Below are 20830 nucleotides of genomic sequence, written 5' to 3'. Positions count from 1 at the left end.
CTGGGATAGCAGTTCCATCGGGCAGTCCCGACAACCGGAGAATAAGGATGGCCGGAAAGTTCCGCGAGACCGTCATTCACGAGGTGCCTAAAGAAAAGGCCGAACCGAAAACCTCGGAAGAAAAGAATGAAGCCATTGCCGGTGCAGACATGGCGCCTGTTCTGTCACAGGATGCAATCAATGCGCTGGCTGAAGCCAAGGCCGCCAAGGAAGCTGCTGCAAAACAGCGCGAAATCGGCGGGCCCAAAGGCCCCGAGCCGACCCGCTTCGGTGATTGGGAAAACAAGGGGCGTTGCATCGATTTCTAGTTTATTTGTGAGTTTAACCTAGTTGGCCGTTCCATAAAGGACGATCTTTCCAGTCTTCGGGAAAGCCTATGGCCGATATGAAAACCGTCCGAGGTCTTGAATCTATCAGTTTTTCAAGGCGTTGTGACCAACGGTATCGGCCATCATGATCTATCTTTTTGAGCATAATTTGCATAATTGCAAGTCGCGCATAGCATGAACCATTTGGTTGCAAGTCATCTAAATAAGCTCGGGCCTGTCTAGGCTTGTTAACAATGAGTTCAGCGTTCCAAAGTCGCCAATGGTGAGCGCAAAAGTTTCTCAATGTTGATAAAGACTTAAACCACGAAACGCACAATTTTTCTGAAAGAGAAAATTCCCTAGCTATCTCTTTCCTGTATTGCAATTTTAAATCTGCGTAGATCATTGATATCGTGCCGAAGGTTGATGCTTCTGTAAGACACCAGATAGGCGGAAGGTCAGGGGTTGAGTACTGATTCTTGTAATGTGTGATAGATAAGTGCTTTCCTTCTGCACCAAGTTTCTTAACTTTGGCTACCGCTTCGGCTGAATGAAAATACCCGGCATCATAGTAGAAGTGGGGGCCTCCGTGAGCGCCCATTATATTTATTATGTGAGCCCTTAGTGCGACTTCAATGCGTTCAATTGCATCGAGACATAGGAGTCGTAGTTCACGATCAAAGTCATATAGCTCAACGATGTCTTCAAAGCGGACCCCATCATTAAACTGTTTCCCGGTTTCTAAGGGGCGCATGTATATTTTTAGTCTGTAATAACCAACGCATTGAAGGCAGTGAGCCGCATATGGCTCATCATCAATGATAAGGCCTTTATTCCTTAGAAAACTAATTAGCTCAGTTGTTGATTTTGCAGGCTTCTTGAATGTTCTACGAGCCATGATGAGCTCTTTGTATCGTGCAAAAATAAACCCCCTGGTGCGCTTCGTCGAGAGGCGTGGGGGTTCTGATTGATTGGAAATATGAGTCAGCAGAGATAAATCTTCAAGCAAAAATGTTGAGTAAATACAAACGTGCTATGCAACATAGTTTATAAACTATGTTGCATAGCACGTTTGTAAGTTAAAATCAAGTTGGAAGAGCAAATTTAGTGATCTGATTTTAAAGGGAAAATTTTTATCGAAAAATGCAATATGTTGCGATAACATGAGAGTATGACCGATAAAGATCCCATAATTGAGAAGTTGGAAGAAGAAAAGCGCCATTTGGAGGCGCGTGTGAGAGATATTCGTGCTGAAATAAATGCGCTGAATAACCTTATTCTGAGGCGCCGCGCTAGACATAGTGCTCAGAATAAAGATCAACAGGTCAATCTAAAGAATGTAGATCGATTATTTTTTGAGACTGCTATCCTTGAGTTGCTGAAGAGGACCAAAAAGGGCGCACGAACTTCAGAAATATTCAGCGAGCTTAAATCGCAAGGAATTGGTGTTAATTACAATACGCTAAGAAGCTATGTTTCTCGGATGTCCGAGAAAAAAATGATCAGAAAAACTGGTCAATATTGGCAGCTGGGTTTCGAGGATAAATAAATCACCGGGTTAATTCTCCCCGGTGATTTATCGAATCTATTTCGTTTAACTATCCGCGAATGGCTTTGATGTTGTTGGCATATTCGGATGGGCCGCCTTTGAAGGTCGCGGAACCGGCAACCAGAACGTTTGCCCCGGCTTCGATCACCTTGGGCGCGATTTCCGGGTTTACACCACCATCGACTTCAAGGTCGATATCACGGCCGGTCGCGTCGATCATCTTGCGGATGCGTTTGATTTTTTCAAGCTGGCTTGGAATGAATTTCTGGCCGCCAAAGCCGGGGTTGACGGTCATGACCAGAACAAGGTCAACCATGTCCATGACATATTCGATCACGCTTTCCGGCGTCGACGGGTTCAGCGACACCCCGGCTTTCTTGCCCAGCGACTTGATCAGCTGAAGCGAACGATGCAGGTGCGGGCCTGCTTCGGCATGGATGGTGATGATGTCTGAACCGGCGTTGGCGAAGGCTTCGATATAGGGATCGACCGGTGCGATCATCAGATGAACGTCAAACACCTTGTCGCTATGGGGGCGCAGTGCCTTGACCACATCCGGGCCGATGGTGATGTTGGGCACGTAATGGCCGTCCATGACATCGATATGGATGTAATCCGCCCCGGCGGCATCAACCGCGCGGACATCAACGCCCAACTGGGCGAAATCGGCGGAAAGGATCGAAGGTGCGATTTTAATGGCGTTTGATGCGGTCATGGCGCGGCAAAGGTCCTGAAGCGGGTTGGGATATGGGAATTTCGCGGTTCTCATACCCCAAAAACGCGGTCCTGTCACCCAAGCGGCGCGAATGGCTGTCTTGATCTGTATCGTTCAAGATACCAATCAGGATTTCTTGACCAACCGTGCGCAGAAGAAACCATCAATCCCGCCATATTCCTGCATGTGAAGCGGCAGGATGCGAAGCTCTCCGGCATCGTTGATCGCCTCACTCCAGCCGCCAAGTTCGTCGGCGGTAATCGGTTTGCGTTCGTAATTGGGATGATCGGCCAAAAATGATTTGACCTGATGCTCGCCCTCTTCAGGTTGCAGTGAACAGGTGCAATAGATCAGCTCGCCACCAACATTCAGAAGCTTGTCAGCCTGATTGAGCAGCTTGGTCTGGATCGGCAAAAGCGATCGCATCAGTTTGTCGTTCTGACGCAACAGAATATCGGGATGGCGACGAATGGTGCCGGTTGCCGAACAGGGGGCATCAAGCAAAACCGCATCGGCACGTGGCGTATCAGGGGCCAGATCGGTGGCGTCCCCGATAACAACGGCGGCACCGAGTTCAACCCGTTCAAGGTTTTCATAGACGCGTTTCAGGCGGCCCTCGGATTTATCAACGGCAATGGCCTGTGCACCAAAAGCCGCCAGCTGCATGGTTTTTCCGCCCGGTGCAGCGCAGAGATCATAAATGGTTTTGCCCTTGTGAGCCGAAAACAGCTTGGCCGGCATGGATGCCGCCGCGTCCTGCACCCACCATTTACCGTCTTTATAGCCCGGCAGGTTGCGGATGCGACGCCCGCCTTCAAGCCGGACCGTGCCGGTTGGAAGGACGATACCGTCCATTTTTTCCGCCCATTCGGCGGCCTCGGCCGGGTCTTTGATCGAAAGGTCAAGCATGGCATAGCCAAGGCTTGCCTGTGCAATGCCCTGGGCCACGTCCGCGCCATAGGCCTTTTTCCATGATCCGCGCAGCCATGCCGGAACGTTCAATTGCCAGTCTTCGACATTTTCAGGCCATTCAAAGCCGTCGCGCTGCAAACCGCGCAAGACGGCATTGATCAGTTTGGTGTACCGATGAAGTCCGGCATCGCGCGCCAGATTAACCGTGCTGTCAACAGCACCGTGATCGGCCGTATCCATGAAAAACAGCTGGGCGATACCCAGACGCAGGATGTTGGTCAGTCGTGCGGCGGTGCGATCTTGTGGCGGGTGATAGCGTGGGGCCAGCATGGCATCAATTTCACCCAGATGGCGCAATGTCGTGCCCAGCAATTGGCGCAAAAAATTGCGGTCCAGTGACGGCAGGCCAAACCCGTGTTTTGACAGAAGCTCGTCCAGTGTGATTTCCCCCCCGCGCAGTTCCTGCAGGGTTTTGAGCGCCAGCATCCGGGGATCGGGAAGATCGGCCGGTTGGCTATGGTGTGGCGCGTGGCGGTTGTCCGGACGGGCGCGGCGTTCTGTCAAAGGAATATCTCCGGTTTCGGGTTGTGGCTTGTAAGTAAGCGCCCTTTGGGGGGCTGTAAAGCACTTAGCCGCGCGATTTCTGGCATGGCTGGCCTGCTGGATATGGTTTGTCGGCTACTTAAAAGCCTTGCGATGGGGACGAGTGCCCGGTAATCCAGACGGATGATTTGAACGGAACGGGCGATACAGATGTCTTTTGCCGCACTTGCGATTTTTTCCGGCTGCTTTCTGATCGGCTCTATGGTGCTGACCTGGGCGGTGTTGCTTTATCTGCGGCGCAAGGCGATTCTGGATATGCCCAATCATCGTTCCAGTCACGCGGTGCCAACCCCGCGCGGTGGTGGATTGGCCGTGACACCGCTTTTGGTGTTCATGGTCGGAGCGGTTTTTTTATGGTCGGGGAATGCTGATCTGCCTCAATGGGTCATGCTCGCCGCGGCTGCGGCGCTTGGCACGTTAAGCTGGTTTGATGATCGACATGATCTGTCGCCCGCTATTCGTTTTGCCTGTCAGTTCGTTGCCGTGATCGTCGGTGTGTTTGCGATTGACAGTCCTGTCCTGCAAGGGCTGGTGCCAATGTGGCTGGATCGTGTTCTGGTGGTTCTTGCCTGGGTCTGGTTCCTTAATCTTTTCAATTTCATGGATGGGATTGACGGCATTACCGGCGTAGAGGCAGGATCCATTGGCGCGGGCGTTTTTGCTTTGGCGCTTTTGATGCCATTGCCTGAATTCATTGATCTTGGTTATATCGGGCTTGGTATTCTGGCGATCATGGCCGGATTCCTGATCTGGAACTGGCATCCGGCGAAACTTTTTCTGGGCGATGTCGGATCGGTGCCGTTGGGGTTTGTTCTGGGTTGGTTGCTGCTTGAACTGGCGGCACGTGGTGCGTGGATGCCAGCTTTGATCCTGCCGCTATACTATCTGGTTGATGCCACCTTTACGTTGATAAAGCGCGGACTTCGGGGGGAAAAGGTATGGCATGCCCATCGTGAACATTTCTATCAGCAGGCAACCCAGCGCGGAATGAGCCACGCGGGGGTTTCTTTCCTGATATTGCTGACCAATCTGGCACTGATCGTTGTGGTGTTCTTGCCGACAGATGCAGAGATATTCGAACGGCTGGCAATGGCCACGATGATTGTCGTTTTCCTGATTGCGGGAATGAAATTGTTGCCGGTCAAGACAGTCAAAACACAGTAGTTGTGAGTGCCGCTCGTTCGGATAGCTTGACTTGTTTCAGGCCGGACGCGAAAAGAAAAACCGTGTCCCTGCCAAAGGCTTGCGGCTAATATGAACCACACCAGTATTCCGGTAAGGAACCGAATGTCGCGTTTATTCCAACGTAGCCAGATTGCCTTTGTCCATGATGTGACAATGGCGGCTGTTTCATTGCCCGCAGCACTTTATCTGCGCGTGGGCGATGGTGTGGTTTTTTATAATCCGCAGAACATTCTGTTTTCGGCATCAGTCTTTACCGTCATCGCCGCAGTCTCTTTCTGGTTTTTTGGTCTTTATCGCGGGATTTGGCGTTATGCGTCTTTGAACGATCTGACGCGAATTGCCAAGGCGGTAACAATTGCCGTTGGGTTATTGTTTCTCGTGCTGTTCCTGACTGTGCGGCTTGACTGGTTGCCGCGATCAACACCGATTATTCAGTGGTTCCTCTTAATGGCGCTCCTGGGCGGGTCCCGGCTGATTTACCGGATTGCCAAGGATAAAACGTCTGCCCGCGAAATGGTGCGGCAGGGTACCCATCGGTTGCCGGTTCTGTTGATTGGTGCAGGCGACGAGGCGGAAGCCTTCATTCGCGAAACGCGTCGTTCAGCAAATACACCGTTTGATGTTGTCGGGATTGTTTCGCTGACCGATAGCCGCGTTGGGCGCAACATGCATGGTGTTGACGTGCTTGCGACCGTAGACCGTCTTGAGGAGATCCTTGGCAAGCTCGCCAATAGCAAGCGTGGGCTGCCGCGCCGTTTGGTTCTTACCGGTGACGCACTGCGCCACGAAGATATCACGAAATGGGTCGAGGTTGCTGATCAAAGGGGCATCACCCTTGCGCGCCTGCCAAAGTTGAATGATCTGCGGGAAGGTCTTGCCGACCCACTGCAAATCCGCCCCGTAGCGATCGAGGATTTGCTGGGCCGTCCGCAGGCGCGCCTTGATCGAGACAAGGTTCGTCAGATGATTGCCGGGCATCGGGTGCTTGTGACCGGTGCGGGTGGATCAATCGGGTCGGAGCTGGTGCGGCAGATTGCTGCCTATGGTCCGGAAAGTCTAACCTTGCTGGATGCGGGGGAATACAATCTTTATGCCATCGATATGGAGATGGCGGAAAAATATCCCGATCTTCCGCGTGAAAGTATTTTAGGCGATGTTCGTGATCGAACCCGGATCGATCAGGTTTTTGCAAAGCAAAAGCCGGAGATTGTTTTTCATGCCGCAGCTTATAAACATGTGCCGCTGGTTGAACACAATCCCAATGAAGGTATTCTGACCAATACGTTGGGCACCCGCAACGTTGCCGAGGCATGCCGTGCGGCCGGGGTTGGCACCATGGTTCTGATTTCAACGGACAAGGCCGTAAATCCGGCGAATGTCATGGGGGCGTCAAAACGTTTGGCGGAATGCTATTGTCAGGCGCTTGAGACGCTGCCAGCGGATCAGCGTGGCCCGACGCGGTTTGTAACGGTTCGGTTTGGCAATGTGCTGGGCTCAACTGGATCCGTCGTGCCCCTGTTCCGTCGCCAGTTGGAGGCCGGCGGTCCGTTGACGGTGACGCACGAAGGCATCACGCGGTACTTCATGACAATTGCCGAAGCGGTGGAACTTGTTTTGCAGGCCGCCGAACTTGGCAAACATGGTGTCACCGATGGTGGCAAGATATTCGTTCTTGATATGGGGCGCCCGGTAAAGATTATCGATCTGGCGCGTCAGATGATCCTGCTATCGGGCCTGCGTCCGGGCAAGGATATCGATATCAAGGTAACGGGATTACGCCCCGGCGAGAAGCTTTACGAAGAATTGTTTCACGATGGTGAGCCACCAGAGCCGACAGAAACGGATGGTGTCATGCTGGCCGCACCGCGGGTCGTTGATTACGCCCTGATCAAACAGGTGTTCGATGAACTTGGGCAGAGCGCAGTCAATCGTGATACCCACAAAACGCTGGAACTGATGGGGCGTCTTGTCCCCGAATTTCAGCCGCCCGAGATTGGGGTTAAATCCTTTTTTGCAGATAGCGATCCGGGAAAACTCGATCAGGCGGTTAGTGGTCAATAATCTGATGTCTGTTTAAAGACGGCACGTCTGCGCAGTCCGGCCTGCGGCCATGCAACATTTCGGGGTCCACATTTTGGCGCGTGCGTGATAAAGCTCCGCGCGAAACATGGTTCGGACTCATTGATCATGTGTCGGCCCGAATGAAAATCAGCGGTTTTCACTCATCATAAAGCCGATTGCCCGCAAACGTCATTACCCCGTATGCACCAATAGCAATACGGAGTAGGCCGATATATCATCAATGGGTCCGGGGCCTTCATCATTGACGATGTATTGAAAGCGAACCCGATGACTGCTCGTATTGCGCGCGCGCTGATCTCCGTTTCCGACAAGACCGGTCTGGTCGAATTTGCCAAATCCCTTCATGAACAGGGTGTTGAAATCCTGTCGACCGGTGGTTCTGCCAAGGCCATCGAAGCGGCCGGTATCCCTGTGAAGGAAGTTGCCGATCACACCGGTTTTCCCGAAATCATGGACGGTCGCGTCAAGACTCTTCATCCGAAGATTCACGGCGGCCTTTTGGGCCGCCGTTCTCTTTCCAGCCATATGCAGGCGATGGAAGATAACGACATTTCACCGATCGATCTGGTTTGTGTGAACCTTTATCCGTTCGAGGAAACCGTTGCCAAGGGTGCCGATTTCGATACCTGCATCGAAAATATCGATATCGGCGGACCGAGCATGATCCGTTCGGCAGCAAAGAACCATGAATCGGTTACGGTTGTTGTCGATCCGTCTGATTACGACCGCGTTACTGCCGAGATGAAAGACAATGCCGGTACCACGACGGCTGAAACCCGACGTGTTCTGGCTGCCAAGGCATTTGCCCGCACGGGGGCCTATGATTCGGCCATTTCAAGCTGGTTTGCTGGCGAGCTTGGCGAAACCTTCCCGCAGCGCCTGAATGTTTCTGCCGAACTGAAACAGACCCTGCGTTACGGCGAAAACCCGCATCAGCAGGCAGCATTCTATACCAACGGTAAAAACCGTCCGGGCGTTGCCACCGCGACCCAGCTTCAGGGTAAGGAATTGTCATTCAATAACCTGAATGACACGGATGCGGCGTTTGAGCTGGTGTCCGAGTTTGATGAAAAACCGGCTGTTGCCATCATCAAGCACGCCAATCCGTGTGGCGTTGCCGAGGGGGCAACTCTGATTGAAGCCTATAACAAGGCCCTGTCTTGTGATCCGGTTTCGGCCTTTGGCGGCATCATTGCCATTAACCGTACCCTTGATAAAGCGACTGCCGAAGAAATTGCCAAACTGTTTGCCGAAGTCGTGATCTGCCCGGATGCCGATGACGCGGCGAAGGAAGTTCTGGCAGCGAAGAAGAACCTGCGTCTTCTGGTGACCGGTGGCATGGCGGATCCGGAAGGTGAAGACATGACGCTTCGCTCGCTGGCAGGTGGCTATCTTCTTCAGAACCGCGATGCCGGTCGCGTCAAGCGTGACGCGCTTAAAGTTGTCACCAAGCGCAAGCCGACCGAAGCCGAACTTGATGATCTGCTGTTTGCTTTCCGCGTTGGCAAGCACGTCAAATCAAACGCGATTGTTTATGTCAAAGACGGCAAGACGGTTGGTGTGGGTGCCGGCCAGATGAGTCGTGTTGACAGTTCACGGATTGCCGCATGGAAAGCCGAAGAAGCTGGTAAAAATGCGGGTGAAGGCGAATTGCGTACCAAGGGATCGGTCGTGTCGTCTGATGCGTTCTTCCCGTTTGCAGACGGATTGCTGGCCGCAGTCAATGCCGGTGCCACAGCGGTTATTCAGCCGGGCGGTTCAATGCGTGACGAAGAAGTCATTGCGGCTGCCGATGAACACGGTATTGCCATGGTGTTTACCGGTATGCGTCACTTCCGCCATTAATCTTTGGTTTGAACCTTAAGCAAACAGGCCGCAGACATTTTATGTCCGCGGCCTGTTTGTTTTGGTGCTTATTGCAGGAATATTAAAGTCAAACAGCCGTCGCAGGATGTTCACCTTTTGCGGCGTTCACCGTTTTATCAGTCGGATCGGCGTTTTCGATCATTGCACCATCCTGCTTTATTGCGGCAGGCTGTCTTGGTGTTGCCGGGCTGGATGCTGGCTGGTCATTGTGAACGCGCATTGGTGCGCGCCAGTCAATGCTGCCAAAGGAATGACAGGACGGGCAGGTTACCGCCCATTTATCTGTTTCCGTACCACATGCACCGCACCGCCAGCCGGGGTCGGGATTGGCGTGACTTGCCTTTACCAGCAGCTCACGTGCTTTTGCGGCATCTTTCTTTTCACGGAATTCCAGATCAGCCAGAAGACGGTAGTGACGTGACTGCGCCTTCTGGGCGATGGCCTTTTCCAGGTTGCTGCGTGCCATGCCCCACAAATCGGCAGAAAGTGCGGCTTCGGCAAGCAAAAGCTGGCTTTCTACATGTTCCGGATTGGCGGCAATCAGCTTTTCGACAGCTTTGACTTTTGCCAAGGCGTCTTCGGAAAGACTGTCCAGATAGATTTTACCCAAGGCCGCGGATGGTGATGTTTGCCAGCTTTGCTGGGCAACGTCGCGCGCTTTCGCAGGCTGATCAATGTCGGCATAAAGCCGGGCCAGAAGAACAGCCGCGCCGGTAAAGTCCGGGCGCGCGTTCAAAGCTTTGCGCAAAAGTTTGATGGCTTCGGCATTTTCACCATCCGTTATTGCGTCTTCAGCTTTGGCTGTAATCAGAAGTGCGCGGCGACGTGTCAGTTCATCTTCGTTAAAGATATCTGCCTTTTGGGCATCCACCAGCAGGGTCAGGGCCCGGTCCCAGCGTTTTGCACCCAGTAACAAATCAAATAACGTTACAAGCACGGACGGGTTGCGAGGACGCAGGCGGTGGGCCCGTTCCGCATAATCGAGTGCCTCCGACCGGTTATCGGACTTCAGCGATAACTGCAGTAAACCGCGCAACCCGAAAAATGCTGAATCAGGCTTTTCCAGCATTGCTTCAAATTGACGTTTGGCAGCCTCGTTGTTCCCGTCAAGTTCGGCTGCTTGGGCTGTTAACAGGCGGGTCAGGGTATCGTCTTCAAGATACCGGTCGACCGCACGGGTATGCTTCAATGCTTGTCGAACATCACCAGATGCAAGTTCCAGCAATCCCATGGTAAGGGCCTGCTGACCTTTTTTGCGACGACGACTGCCCAGAATACGGCCAAGCCAATTGGGAGAATTGGCAATGGCGGACCAACAGCGCCACAGGATGACCAGAACCCCGGTCAGAACAAGAAGGCCAAGGGCGACCATGCCAATAGAGCCATCAAACCTGTAGCCGAGCCAGACGATGGTCATTGTACCGGGATTATTGGCAAACCAGACCGTGCAGGTGACCAGAATTGCAGTTATCAGAATGAACAGGCCAAGACGGATCATTGGCTGTCCCCCGTATGTGCGGACCCATCACCGGTCAGAAGATTGATCGCATGTGCACTGAGCGTTGCGATGGCACCGTTCAACACCTGACGGCTTTTGGCGTCTTCAAGCCACTCGTTGACGGCGGCCTTGGCATTGTCACCTTCGATACCATCAAGGGCGGCAATGGCACCATCAAGATCATCACTTTCAAGCGCTGTTTCTGCGCTCACCAAACGTCCATCGAGCGATTCTTCGCCGACAACATCAATACGCCTAACCGGAATCAGCTTTTTGATATTGGCCCAGGTCGCGTCAAGAACACTACCGGAATGGTCGTCACTTGATGCCTGCACGGCTTTCTGTGCCATTGCCGGAAATGACTGGCGCAGCTTTTCGATGGTGGGCGCGCCACGATCGGCAAGCGGTTTCAGGGCAGATATCTGTTCTGCAATTACGGGATCGTCCGAGCCGCTGCGTTCCAGCTGATTAAGCGCGATCATAAACGATCCGCCGCGCTGCACGGCATCGCGCAGGATCGTAACGGCCATGGCAATGGCCTGGCCACGGCTTTCAACCCGAAGACCGGCAGTTGCCCGCACTTCTTCTTCCATGGTTGACAAACGTGCTGACAGATCGCGCATTTCTGCTGCAACACCAGAAAGTTCTGCTTCGACCCGTGCCAGTTCTTCAATCGGTGCGGTGCGGGTTTCAATTTCTGCCATCCGGCGTGCAACCGTGGAGTTCAGCGAATCGCCGCGTTCACTGTCAAGGCGTTCACGCAAGGCGTTGATTGTACCTTCGAGACGTGACAGGCGTTCGGTCAATGCCGTATCGACAACGACTGTTTCATCACCTTCGGGTGTTGTTTTTTCATCGCTCGGGAACGCGCTGTCTGACGGCTCGGACAGGTTGTCTTCATTGCCAATCATTGCATCGCCACGTTCAGGCGCAGCAGGCGTTATGCTTGGTGAAGTTCCGGTTGCATCATTGGCAGATGTGGATGGTGTGGGACTATCGGCTGGCGGCTCGCTACCAGTTCCTGACGACTGGTTATCTGGCACGTTTTCCGGTGTGATCTCGGCCAGGATTTCAGCAGGCACATACTGGCTCAGAACGGGTTCCGCATCACGCCACCAAACGGCGCGTGTCAGCCATCCGGTGACCAAGGCACCGGCAATAATGATCACAAACAACAGGATTGCCCGACCACCACGCTTTTTTTGCACGGTTTTGTCTGTCTTGTCTGCGGCTTGCTTGTCGGCAACAGTCTTTTGGCTCATACCCGGCTTGATTTCGGGTTTTGCATCTGCCGTTTTGGTGCCGGACTTCTGGCTGTCTGACTTTGAGGTGGTGTTTGACGTGGATGAAGGTTTCGCACCTTCTGACCCACCCGACGTCGTTCCCGGCTTTTGATCAGCAGGTTCTTTGGCAATATTTGCATTGCCCTTGCTATCAATGGAAATGGTTTCGGACGAGCCGGATTTTGCCTCGGCTGGGTCTGTGGAAGCGTGGGTTTTTGGCGTTTCTGGTTTTTTCACTGTCGGACCATTGCAGTTTGCGGTTGTTCCGAGACACCACTTGGCGCGGAAAAGTCAGGCGAATGCGTTCTCTAGTGCCGAAAGAAGGTATTCCTGTGTCGGGTGTTGTGCCACTTCTGTCTTTAGCCATGTAAGGACGCTTAGGCGATCTTGCACTGCCGAACTCAGACAAATTGCACGTGTACCGACCAGATCTTTTTGCAGTTTGTGTCTTTCAATCAGCTTAACAAAGCTTTCCGCCGTACGGGGAGAGAAAAATAAAACTGCATCAATATGATGGGCAGAAATCGCGCTGACGACCTCATCTGGAAGACAATCGGACGGAACGGCATCATACATGGTTTGCCTGCGGATATCGAAGTTTCCGTCTCGCAAAAGTGATCCCAGATCTCCGGCGACCTTGCGGGCCGCAGGATGGAATAATGCACCGTTTGTCGGATCAATCTGATCTTTGATCAGGCGTGCCAAATCGTGAATGTCGCCGTTAGCACTTCGTATATCGGTGAAACCGGCCTGTTGTGCGGTGCGGGCAGTCGCATCACCTACACATAAAGCCGGATAATGCCGGTCATCACATTGCCGGGTAAAGGCACGCACACCATTGGCAGAGGTAAATATCAATGCCTGTACATCAGCAAGATCAAGCTGATCCGGGTTTTGGGGAAACTCGATCCGCAACATCGGCGCCGAAAGCAGGCGATAACCACGTTGCAAAAGCGTGGTTTCGAGTTCCTGCGAATCGGCTTCCGGCCGGGTATTGAGGATCAATGGTCCCATAGTCTCCCCGCTGATATTCCAGATCGCGCAATTAAGCCGACTAGGCCGAGATAAAGTCTGACCCGCCACGTTCTTTGAGCTCGTTACCGGCATCGGTTCCGGCGGCTGCGGCATTTGCCAGGTCCGGGTCATCAATCATTCGTTCAGTATCCAGTCGTTCGCTGCCATCCGGGCGCACAATGCTGACCCGTAAACGCATTCTGCCATCCGGGAGATATTCGGCAAGAGCAGCAATAGGGGTGCGACATGAACCGTCGAGCGCACGTAACGCCGCGCGTTCAGCCGCGACGCGGATGGCCGATGCCGGGCAGTTCAAAGCAGAAAGCCAGTTGTGCGTTTGGTTGTCAGTTTCGCGAATAGTAATACCGATTGCCCCTTGGGCAACAGCGGGGAGCATGTCGTCCTCGGAAATTGCAGCAGTTGCAACTTCTGGACGGTTTAGCCGGTTCAAACCTGCCATTGCCAGAAGTGTGGCATCCACCTGACCCTCTTCAAGCTTGCGAAGGCGGGTTTGGACATTGCCACGGAATGTCACAACCTTGAGATCGGGATATTTATTAAGGATCATTGCTTGGCGGCGTAATGATGCCGAGCCGATCACCGATCCGGCAGGCATTTCGGCAAAGCTTTTGTATTTCAGAGAAATAAACGCATCTCGCACGTCTTCGCGCGGCAGGATCGTTGGCAAAATCATGCCATCTGGCAGCACCGTCGGCACATCCTTCATACTGTGAACCGCAAGATCAATCTCGCCGCCCATCAGGGCATCATCAATTTCCTTGGTGAACAACCCCTTGCCACCGATTTCCGACAATGCGCGATCAAGAATCTTGTCGCCCGTCGTTGTAATAACGGTAATGGCAATCGCGCCCTCGGCGGCGAGTTCGGGATGCGCTTTCGCAAGCTTGTCGCGGACTTCATGCGCCTGAGCCATCGCCAGGGGAGAGCCACGTGTGCCGATGCGGAGTTTTACGGTATCAGATGTGTTTGTCATGAGCCCGAGTTGTAGTCATAAAACCGATTGAAAACAAGGGCGGTAGCGTATGCCACCTTGCCCAAACCGGATCGGATTATAATGATGAATGTCCCTGTTTCATTGACTTATGTGGTAGTGTTTTTTCTCTGACGCTTTTCCTGCATAGGGCAAATGCATTGCCTTGGGGTGGAAAGCGGGTGCTGTTTAGGCTACATCACTGCCAGAATTTTCCCACACAGGATGCGTCAATCTGACGCGACTTATTGCCGGATTTGCAAGAAATGATCGTATTGGGTATCGAAACCAGTTGTGATGAAACGGCGGCAGCTGTCGTGAATGACAAGCGTGAAGTTATGTCCAACAGGGTGCTTTCGCAGCTTGACGATCATCGTCCTTACGGTGGTGTTGTTCCGGAAATTGCGGCGCGGGCGCATCTTGAACATCTTGACCGTCTTGTCGCCGAAGCGATGGATGATGCGGGTGTTGATTTTACCGATCTTGATGCCGTGGCCTGCACAGGTGGCCCCGGTCTGATTGGTGGGGTGATGGTGGGGACCATGACCGCGAAGGCGATTGCCTTTGCCGCGCAGAAGCCGTTTCTGGCGGTCAATCATCTTGAAGGTCATGCACTTACAGTGCGCCTTACGGATGATGTTGCATTTCCATACTTGCTGTTACTGGTTTCCGGCGGGCATTGCCAGGTCCTGATCGTTGAAGGTGTCGGCCAATACAAACGAATTGGTACAACCATTGATGACGCGGTAGGCGAGGCATTCGACAAAACCGCAAAAATGATGGGACTTGGTTATCCTGGGGGCCCTGCGCTTGAAAAAACGGCGGAGGCCGGGAACCCGGACCGGTTTGGTTTGCCCCGACCGTTACGCGGGCGTCCCGGGTGTGATTTTTCGTTTTCGGGTCTTAAAACGGCGGTTCGTAACTATCTGGACGGGTTCCCGATAGAGCAGCAAACTGCCGAAGTCAAAGCTGATCTGGCGGCTTCGTTCCAGCGGGCGGTTGGCGATACGCTGATTGATCGGACGCGAAATGCAATTTTTGAGTTTATGCGGGATTATCCGGCAGGTAAGGCGCTGGTTCTTGCCGGTGGTGTGGCTGCGAACAAATATCTGCGTACCCGTCTGACAGAATTGACCGATCAGGCAGGCATGACGCTTGTTGCGCCACCGTTGGAGCTTTGTACTGATAATGCCGCCATGATTGCCTGGGCCGGGTTGGAACGTTTTCGCCTCGGTCAGCATGACGAACTGGATTTCAAGCCGCGACCGCGCTGGCCGCTTGACCCCGAGGCACCAAAGCGTCCGGGTGCGGGCGTGAAGGCCTGATCTTTTCCAAACACCAACTGTTCGAATATTTATCATCGGGGTCGAGAAGAACTATGTCGGATAAGCGCATAACGGTAGTCGGCGGCGGCGCATGGGGTACTGCGCTGGCCATTCAGGCTGTTCGGGCTGGTGCTGATGTCGAGCTTGTGCTGCGTGATAGTGCACTGGCGGAACGCATCGACAATTCTGGTGAAAATGACCTTTATCTACCTGGCGTGAAGCTTCCGAAAGCATTAAGAGGGACAATTGCGATTGATGGATTGCGAGAGTCAAACGCGGTTCTTCTGGTTACACCGGCACAGCATCTTCGAAGCACTTTGATCAAGCTTGCCCCGCATTGGCCCGAAACGCTTCCTGCCGTTATTTGCGCCAAAGGGATCGAAAAAGGGACCGGTGCCTTGATGGCGCAGGTCGTAAAAGAAACACTCGGGAATGTGCCTGTTGCGGTTCTATCTGGGCCGACATTTGCCCAGGAAGTCGCGAAGGGGCTGCCCGCAGCGATTACACTTGCCTGTTCAGACAGGAATTTGGGCAAGGATCTGGTGGAATTGATCGGTACGTCGGCGTTTCGGCCCTATTTCAGTACCGATGTTGTTGGTGTTGAAGTTGCGGGGGCTATCAAAAACGTTCTGGCGATTGCAAGCGGTGTTGTTGCCGGGCTTGAGCTTGGCGATAATGCGCGTGCGGCCCTGATTACCCGTGGCCTTGCCGAAATGTCGCGATTGGCAGTGGCGATGGGGGGCCGGATTGAAACCATGATGGGGCTGGCGGGACTTGGCGATTTGACGCTGACCTGTACCGGTACGTTGTCGCGTAATTACACCTTCGGGTTTGCCCTTGGTCAGGGTGCCAAGGCCGAGGATATTCTAGCCGAACGCCGTTCCGTGACCGAAGGTGTTCATACTGCTGCGTCAATTACGGCCGTTGCGTCGAAATACGGTATTGAAATGCCGATCTGCAGTGCTGTGGATCAGGTCGCCAACCATGATGCGGACCTGCGAAGCACGATCAATGCATTGTTGCAGCGCCCGTTTCGCGATGAGCTTGAAACCGGAAAATAATCCGGTCACATCCACGCTATCAGCCTTTGTTCGGCTTGAGCCTTTGAGCAGGTTCTGTCAATTTACCGGTATCAAAACCAATTTTGACAGGAAACGCTGCCATGCATTTTTACATTCGCTGTGTCGACAAACCGGAGCATCTTGCTGTGCGCAAAGCCAATCGTGATGCGCATCTTGCCTATATCAAGGACGGTTTTGCCGACAGGATCGTTGCAGCAGGCCCCACACTTGATCCCGATCTTGAGGGCATGAATGGCTCGGTCTTCATTATCGAATTTGACACCCAGGCCGAAGCCGAAGAATTTGCTGCCAATGACCCCTACGGCAAGGCAGGTCTGTTTGAATCCGTGATTATTCGTCCGTTCAAAAAGGTATTCTGATCCATGGCATACTGGCTGATCAAAACCGAGCCGGGAAGCTGGTCGTGGGACGATCAGGTCAGGAAAGGTGTCGAGGGATGGGACGGGGTTCGCAACCATCAGGCGGCAAAAAACCTCAAGACCATGCAGATCGGTGATCTGGCTTTCTTTTATCATTCGGTGAATGAAAAACGGATTGTCGGCATTGTCGAGGTTGTCCGCGAAGCCTATCCCGATCCAACTGACACCAGCGGTAAATTTGTTCAGGTTGACTTCAAAACCGTCAAACCGGTGCCAAATCCGGTGACGCTGGCTGATATCAAAGCTGATCCGCGATTTGCCGAATTGCCGTTGCTCAGACAATCCCGTTTGTCCGTCATGCCGATAGATGATGCATCCTGGACAGCGATTTGCGAGATGGGGGGTGTTTCGGGATGACGGTTGAGCTGCCGCCCCCCGGAACAGTGTTATGCGAACTTTCCGATCTGGATGCCACCGGGGCCAAGGGCATATCGCTTGATGGAAATCCTGGCCGGGCCGGGATTTTCATCGTGCGGGACGACGCAGGGGTTTTCGGTTACGTCAACAGTTGTCCCCATATTGGTGTGCCGCTTGAACTTGAGCCGGATGAATTCATTAGCAATCTTGGCAATGAGATCATCTGTTCGACGCATGGCGCACGTTTCAGGATCGAAGATGGCCTATGCGTATCGGGTCCTTGTGACGGCGATATGCTGGAACCCGTTGCCGTAAAGATCGAGAATGAGAAAGTCGTTCTGGCCTGAAATTATGCGTCATCATGACGGTCTTAGCCGACCGTCACCTTTTGGATAACCTCATCAAGATATTTGGTGATGACATCAAGCTCATCCGGTTCGGACAGGCGATGATCACCGGTTTTGATCAGATCTATACGGACATCTTTGGAAACCAGTGCTTCTGCCAGACGAATGGCAGTCTGCCACGGGACATCCGGGTCCTGCATGCCCTGGACAAGGCGCACCGGGCATTTAAGTTTGATCGGGTTTCGCAAAAGGAGCTGATTTCTGCCGTCTTCGATCAGGGCATGCGTGATCGTATAGGGATCGTCGCCATATTCGGTGGGCTCAATCAGCGCCCCTTTTTCGACGATTTCGGATTTCTGGGCATCGGTGAATTGCGCCCACATAAGGTCTTCGGTGAAGTCGGGGGCTGCCGCAATGCCAACAAGACCGGCGATGCGTTCTTTCCGCGCCAGTGCCGCCAATAGCATGATCCAGCCACCCATAGATGATCCAACCAAAACAAGTGGACCCGAGGTGATTTCGTCAATAATGGCAATGGCATCGCGGGCCCACTGTCTAATGGTGCCGTCTTTGAATGCGCCTGCCGATTGTCCGTGACCCGAATAGTCAAAGCGGGTATAAGCCAGCCCCTGCTGTACGCAATGGGCCTCGAGATGGGTGGCCTTGGTGCCGGTCATATCGGACATGAAGCCCCCCAGAAACAGAACACCAGGCTTTTGTCGGCCTTGTACTTCTGTCAGCTTGCCGGGAGTCGCATGGTATGCGATTTTTAATCCGTCAGGCCGCTCGAGATACTGAGGCGTCGGCATGTCATTTGTCATCCGGGAAGGGTATCCTTGGGTGTTAGTGGTTGGAATTGCATGAGCGCGTCAGAGATCAAGACCCAGTCAGTTTATCGTCCGGAACAGCAGGTGCAAGGTTCGGCTTATCGTCCGGCCGTAATTCTGCAAGTTCTGCCGGAACTTGATACCGGTGGTGTGGAGCGCGGTACGGTTGATATTGCGCGTGCCATTGTTGATGGTGGTGGTGTTGCGCTGGTTGCCTCTCAGGGCGGGCGGCTTGAGCGGGAGCTGGATCGGTTTGGTGCCCGTCATATTACCCTGCCACTGAAGTCAAAAAATCTGTTTACCATGCGCCGCAATGTTGATGCGCTGGTTGATCTTATCCGTGCAGAGGGTGTTGATATTATTCATGCGCGTTCGCGCGCGCCGGCTTGGAGTGCCTATTTTGCTGCGCGCAAGGCGGGGATTCCCTTTGTTACGACATTCCATGGCACTTATTCCGGTCATAACAACCTGTTCAAAAAGCGTTATAACGCGATCATGACAATGGGTGATCAGGTCATCGCCATTTCCAATCATATCGCGGACCATATTCGCAAGTTTTATAAAATGGACCCGGCGCGCCTGAATATCGTGCCGCGCGGGACCAATACCGATTTGTTCAATCCGGAAAATGTCAGTCAGGAACGCCTGATTGCATTGTCAAACCAGTGGCGTTTGACCGGTGAAGAATATGTCATCATGTTGCCGGGGCGGATCACGCGCTGGAAAGGGCATTGTTTCCTGATAAAGGCATTGCCCGCAGTATTCGAGGCACTTGGCCATCGGAACGTGCGTTGCCTGATGGTTGGTTCCGATCAGGGTCGCACGGCTTACCGTGATGAAGTGCTGGCTTTGACCAAAAAGCTTGGCCTTGAGGATATCGTGCATATCGTTGATCATTGTGCCGATATGCCGGCGGCCTACATGCTGGCGGATGTCGTGGCATGTCCCTCAATCGAGCCCGAGGCGTTTGGCCGAATTCCATCCGAAGCGCAGGCCATGGGGCGTCCGGTTGTTTCGACGGCTCATGGCGGTGCCATGGAGACGGTCTTGCCCGGTGAAACCGGATGGCTTGTTACGCCGAATGAAGTTGAGCAATTGTCTGTCGCATTGACGCAGGTGTTGCGGTTGACCCCGGAAAAGCGTGCCGCTTTAGCGCAAAAAGGGCGAAAGCACGTTATTGAAAACTATTCCCTGACACAGATGGCGGAAAAAACCCTGGCGGTTTATGAAAAGGCGCTGAAAAGCGCGATCAGGAACGCTGCATGACAGAAACGATGACTTCGGACATGCCGCAAGATGCTGAAATCGTCGCGGGTGTGATGCCGGATGCCAGGCAGGAACGCATCCTTGTCATCAAGCTGTCTGCCTTGGGGGACATTATTCTTGCCATGGGGGCGTTTGCCGCGATTCGATCCGCGCACCCGCGTGCTCATATCACGGTTTTGACAACCCGGCTTTATGTCGACCTGATAAAATCAACGGGTTATTTTGACGCCATTGCAATAGACCGGCGGCCAAAGCTTTATCAGGTGCGTGAGGTTCTTGCGCTGCGCCGCTTCCTGCGCAATGGCAACTTTGATCGGATCTATGATCTGCAAACATCAGATCGCAGCGGATTCTACTATCGGCTTTTCTGGCCGGGTAAAACCCCGGAATGGTCCGGAATTGCCAAGGGATGTTCGCACCCGCATGACAACCCGGATCGTGACAGTTTGCATACCATCGACCGTTTGGCGGATCAGCTGCATCGCTCCGGGATTGAAAATGTGCCACCGCCGTTTATTGCCGGGTCGGATATTGATCTGGAACGTTTTGGCGTTCGCAGTCCCTTTGTGCTCATTTGTCCAGGCGGGGCACCGCATCGTCCTGATAAACGCTGGCCTGCCGAGCGGTTCGGTCTATTGGCAAAAAAGATCGCCGATTATCGTCTGACACCGGTGCTGATCGGAACCGATAAGGAAGCCGAGGTTCTTGGCAAAATCGATAGTATGTGCCCCAAGGCGCGAAACCTGATGGGGCGTACAGGGTTTCTTGATATTGCGGGACTTGCGGCACGCTCAGTTTTGGCGATTGGTAACGATACGGGGCCGATGCATATTGCAGCAGCGGCAGGGGCGCCTTCTATTGTGCTGTTTTCACGGGACTCCGACCCTAAAAAAAGTGCGCCGCGCGGAACCACGGACAACGCAGTCAGCATTGTCAGAGAGAATGACCTGAGGGAATTGACGGTTAATCGGGTGATGGATGAGGTGCGTCATCGCCTTGATCTTGTCGATTAATATCGCCGTTTCTGCCATGTCGGTCGTGCGTCATTGAATGCGAAGGACTTCAAGGCTTTGAATACCGTTGCACAAGGCTAAAATCATTGCTTTCTGATGACGGCCCGATATGCTAGGCAAAGGTCCGTTTTGCAGTACGCATGATCGGATGTGCTTTCCGGCGACTTATTGCATCACCAGCGACTTGT

Annotated in this window: 20 protein-coding genes; 12 read left to right on the top strand and 8 right to left on the bottom strand. The window is 53.3% G+C overall.

What is annotated here, in order from left to right:
- The first annotated feature begins 47 nt into the window (after positions 1-47).
- A complete protein-coding gene (locus tag TH468_RS21910; RefSeq protein ID WP_007088679.1) occupies positions 48-308 on the top strand; it encodes a DUF1674 domain-containing protein in 261 nt (86 codons plus the stop codon).
- 13 nt (positions 309-321) lie between these two features.
- On the opposite strand, the gene TH468_RS05745 is transcribed toward TH468_RS21910, so the two are convergent.
- Entirely contained in the window at positions 322-1206 is an 885-nt protein-coding gene (locus TH468_RS05745; RefSeq protein WP_085642617.1) for an Abi family protein, read from the bottom strand.
- 273 nt (positions 1207-1479) lie between these two features.
- Between TH468_RS05745 and TH468_RS05740 the strand changes: the two genes are divergently transcribed.
- Entirely contained in the window at positions 1480-1857 is a 378-nt protein-coding gene (locus TH468_RS05740; RefSeq protein ID WP_085642616.1) for a hypothetical protein, read from the top strand.
- Positions 1858-1906: 49 nt separating this feature from the next.
- On the opposite strand, the gene rpe is transcribed toward TH468_RS05740, so the two are convergent.
- Together rpe and TH468_RS05730 are read right to left on the bottom strand one after the other, a co-directional pair.
- Positions 1907-2572, bottom strand: a complete 666-nt coding sequence (gene rpe, locus TH468_RS05735; RefSeq protein WP_085642993.1) for a ribulose-phosphate 3-epimerase — start codon at positions 2570-2572, stop codon at positions 1907-1909.
- A gap of 126 nt (positions 2573-2698) precedes the next feature.
- The gene (locus TH468_RS05730) at positions 2699-4048 is read right to left on the bottom strand and encodes an RsmB/NOP family class I SAM-dependent RNA methyltransferase (RefSeq protein ID WP_085642615.1); all 1350 of its coding nucleotides are present in this window, start codon (positions 4046-4048) and stop codon (positions 2699-2701) included.
- Between the two features lie 189 nt (positions 4049-4237).
- Between TH468_RS05730 and TH468_RS05725 the strand changes: the two genes are divergently transcribed.
- From TH468_RS05725 to purH, 3 genes are all read left to right on the top strand, one after another.
- Positions 4238-5251 (top strand): glycosyltransferase family 4 protein, encoded by a 1014-nt coding sequence (locus TH468_RS05725; protein ID WP_085642614.1) that lies wholly within the window; start codon positions 4238-4240, stop codon positions 5249-5251.
- Positions 5252-5374: 123 nt separating this feature from the next.
- A complete protein-coding gene (locus TH468_RS05720) occupies positions 5375-7333 on the top strand; it encodes a nucleoside-diphosphate sugar epimerase/dehydratase (RefSeq protein ID WP_085642613.1) in 1959 nt (652 codons plus the stop codon).
- A gap of 288 nt (positions 7334-7621) precedes the next feature.
- Positions 7622-9199, top strand: coding sequence for a bifunctional phosphoribosylaminoimidazolecarboxamide formyltransferase/IMP cyclohydrolase (gene purH, locus TH468_RS05715; RefSeq protein WP_085642612.1), 1578 nt, complete (start codon positions 7622-7624; stop codon positions 9197-9199).
- Positions 9200-9287: 88 nt separating this feature from the next.
- Here the strand turns inward: purH and TH468_RS05710 are convergent, their stop codons facing one another.
- The 4 genes from TH468_RS05710 to hemC are packed head-to-tail and all read right to left on the bottom strand — an operon-like array spanning position 9288 to position 14009.
- A complete protein-coding gene (locus TH468_RS05710) occupies positions 9288-10718 on the bottom strand; it encodes a heme biosynthesis protein HemY (RefSeq protein WP_085642611.1) in 1431 nt (476 codons plus the stop codon).
- Complete coding sequence (locus TH468_RS05705; RefSeq protein WP_085642610.1) at positions 10715-12238, bottom strand: COG4223 family protein; 1524 nt, start codon at positions 12236-12238, stop codon at positions 10715-10717. Before TH468_RS05705 ends, TH468_RS05710 begins: the two co-directional genes overlap by 4 nt.
- 54 nt (positions 12239-12292) lie before the next feature.
- Entirely contained in the window at positions 12293-13015 is a 723-nt protein-coding gene (locus TH468_RS05700) for a uroporphyrinogen-III synthase (RefSeq protein WP_085642609.1), read from the bottom strand.
- A 40-nt stretch (positions 13016-13055) separates the two neighbouring features.
- Positions 13056-14009 (bottom strand): hydroxymethylbilane synthase, encoded by a 954-nt coding sequence (gene hemC, locus TH468_RS05695; RefSeq protein WP_085642608.1) that lies wholly within the window; start codon positions 14007-14009, stop codon positions 13056-13058.
- Between the two features lie 263 nt (positions 14010-14272).
- On the opposite strand from hemC, the gene tsaD reads away from it, so the two are divergent.
- From tsaD to TH468_RS05670, 5 genes are all read left to right on the top strand, one after another.
- Positions 14273-15331: a tRNA (adenosine(37)-N6)-threonylcarbamoyltransferase complex transferase subunit TsaD gene (tsaD, locus tag TH468_RS05690; RefSeq protein ID WP_085642607.1), complete on the top strand. Its 1059-nt coding sequence runs from the start codon at positions 14273-14275 to the stop codon at positions 15329-15331.
- Positions 15332-15384: 53 nt separating this feature from the next.
- The gene (locus tag TH468_RS05685; protein WP_085642606.1) at positions 15385-16392 is read left to right on the top strand and encodes an NAD(P)H-dependent glycerol-3-phosphate dehydrogenase; all 1008 of its coding nucleotides are present in this window, start codon (positions 15385-15387) and stop codon (positions 16390-16392) included.
- A 101-nt stretch (positions 16393-16493) separates the two neighbouring features.
- Positions 16494-16772 (top strand): YciI family protein, encoded by a 279-nt coding sequence (locus tag TH468_RS05680; RefSeq protein WP_085642605.1) that lies wholly within the window; start codon positions 16494-16496, stop codon positions 16770-16772.
- Positions 16773-16775: 3 nt separating this feature from the next.
- Entirely contained in the window at positions 16776-17189 is a 414-nt protein-coding gene (locus tag TH468_RS05675; RefSeq protein ID WP_085642604.1) for an EVE domain-containing protein, read from the top strand.
- The gene (locus TH468_RS05670; protein ID WP_085642603.1) at positions 17186-17536 is read left to right on the top strand and encodes a Rieske (2Fe-2S) protein; all 351 of its coding nucleotides are present in this window, start codon (positions 17186-17188) and stop codon (positions 17534-17536) included. The genes TH468_RS05675 and TH468_RS05670 overlap by 4 nt, the downstream gene beginning before the upstream one ends.
- Before the next feature lie 23 nt (positions 17537-17559).
- Here TH468_RS05670 and TH468_RS05665 read toward each other — a convergent pair whose 3' ends face one another.
- Complete coding sequence (locus TH468_RS05665) at positions 17560-18222, bottom strand: carboxylesterase (RefSeq protein ID WP_168177087.1); 663 nt, start codon at positions 18220-18222, stop codon at positions 17560-17562.
- 174 nt (positions 18223-18396) lie between these two features.
- Between TH468_RS05665 and TH468_RS05660 the strand changes: the two genes are divergently transcribed.
- Together TH468_RS05660 and TH468_RS05655 are read left to right on the top strand one after the other, a co-directional pair.
- The gene (locus TH468_RS05660; protein ID WP_085642601.1) at positions 18397-19629 is read left to right on the top strand and encodes a glycosyltransferase family 4 protein; all 1233 of its coding nucleotides are present in this window, start codon (positions 18397-18399) and stop codon (positions 19627-19629) included.
- Complete coding sequence (locus TH468_RS05655; RefSeq protein WP_139834652.1) at positions 19626-20642, top strand: glycosyltransferase family 9 protein; 1017 nt, start codon at positions 19626-19628, stop codon at positions 20640-20642. Before TH468_RS05660 ends, TH468_RS05655 begins: the two co-directional genes overlap by 4 nt.
- Positions 20643-20830: the final 188 nt, after the last annotated feature.

Origin of the sequence: Thalassospira sp. MCCC 1A03138 (genome assembly GCF_002115785.1) — a bacterium.
Lineage (GTDB): Bacteria > Pseudomonadota > Alphaproteobacteria > Rhodospirillales > Thalassospiraceae > Thalassospira.
Note: the sequence above shows the minus strand (reverse complement) of the source record. Positions and strands in the feature narration are given on the sequence as shown.

Excerpts from the sequence above, each read along its gene's own strand:
- TH468_RS05720 (WP_085642613.1), top strand. The coding sequence starts at position 5,375 with ATGTCGCGTTTATTCCAACGTAGCCAGATTGCCTTTGTCCATGATGTG.
- tsaD (WP_085642607.1), top strand. The coding sequence starts at position 14,273 with ATGATCGTATTGGGTATCGAAACCAGTTGTGATGAAACGGCGGCAGCT.
- TH468_RS05745 (WP_085642617.1), bottom strand. The coding sequence starts at position 1,206 with ATGGCTCGTAGAACATTCAAGAAGCCTGCAAAATCAACAACTGAGCTA.
- rpe (WP_085642993.1), bottom strand. The coding sequence starts at position 2,572 with ATGACCGCATCAAACGCCATTAAAATCGCACCTTCGATCCTTTCCGCC.
- TH468_RS05710 (WP_085642611.1), bottom strand. The coding sequence starts at position 10,718 with ATGATCCGTCTTGGCCTGTTCATTCTGATAACTGCAATTCTGGTCACC.
- TH468_RS05665 (WP_168177087.1), bottom strand. The coding sequence starts at position 18,222 with ATGTCCGATATGACCGGCACCAAGGCCACCCATCTCGAGGCCCATTGC.
- TH468_RS05725 (WP_085642614.1), top strand. The coding sequence starts at position 4,238 with ATGTCTTTTGCCGCACTTGCGATTTTTTCCGGCTGCTTTCTGATCGGC.
- TH468_RS05685 (WP_085642606.1), top strand. The coding sequence starts at position 15,385 with ATGTCGGATAAGCGCATAACGGTAGTCGGCGGCGGCGCATGGGGTACT.
- purH (WP_085642612.1), top strand. The coding sequence starts at position 7,622 with ATGACTGCTCGTATTGCGCGCGCGCTGATCTCCGTTTCCGACAAGACC.
- TH468_RS05655 (WP_139834652.1), top strand. The coding sequence starts at position 19,626 with ATGACAGAAACGATGACTTCGGACATGCCGCAAGATGCTGAAATCGTC.
- TH468_RS05740 (WP_085642616.1), top strand. The coding sequence starts at position 1,480 with ATGACCGATAAAGATCCCATAATTGAGAAGTTGGAAGAAGAAAAGCGC.
- TH468_RS05680 (WP_085642605.1), top strand. The coding sequence starts at position 16,494 with ATGCATTTTTACATTCGCTGTGTCGACAAACCGGAGCATCTTGCTGTG.
- hemC (WP_085642608.1), bottom strand. The coding sequence starts at position 14,009 with ATGACAAACACATCTGATACCGTAAAACTCCGCATCGGCACACGTGGC.
- TH468_RS05670 (WP_085642603.1), top strand. The coding sequence starts at position 17,186 with ATGACGGTTGAGCTGCCGCCCCCCGGAACAGTGTTATGCGAACTTTCC.
- TH468_RS21910 (WP_007088679.1), top strand. The coding sequence starts at position 48 with ATGGCCGGAAAGTTCCGCGAGACCGTCATTCACGAGGTGCCTAAAGAA.
- TH468_RS05700 (WP_085642609.1), bottom strand. The coding sequence starts at position 13,015 with ATGGGACCATTGATCCTCAATACCCGGCCGGAAGCCGATTCGCAGGAA.
- TH468_RS05660 (WP_085642601.1), top strand. The coding sequence starts at position 18,397 with ATGAGCGCGTCAGAGATCAAGACCCAGTCAGTTTATCGTCCGGAACAG.
- TH468_RS05675 (WP_085642604.1), top strand. The coding sequence starts at position 16,776 with ATGGCATACTGGCTGATCAAAACCGAGCCGGGAAGCTGGTCGTGGGAC.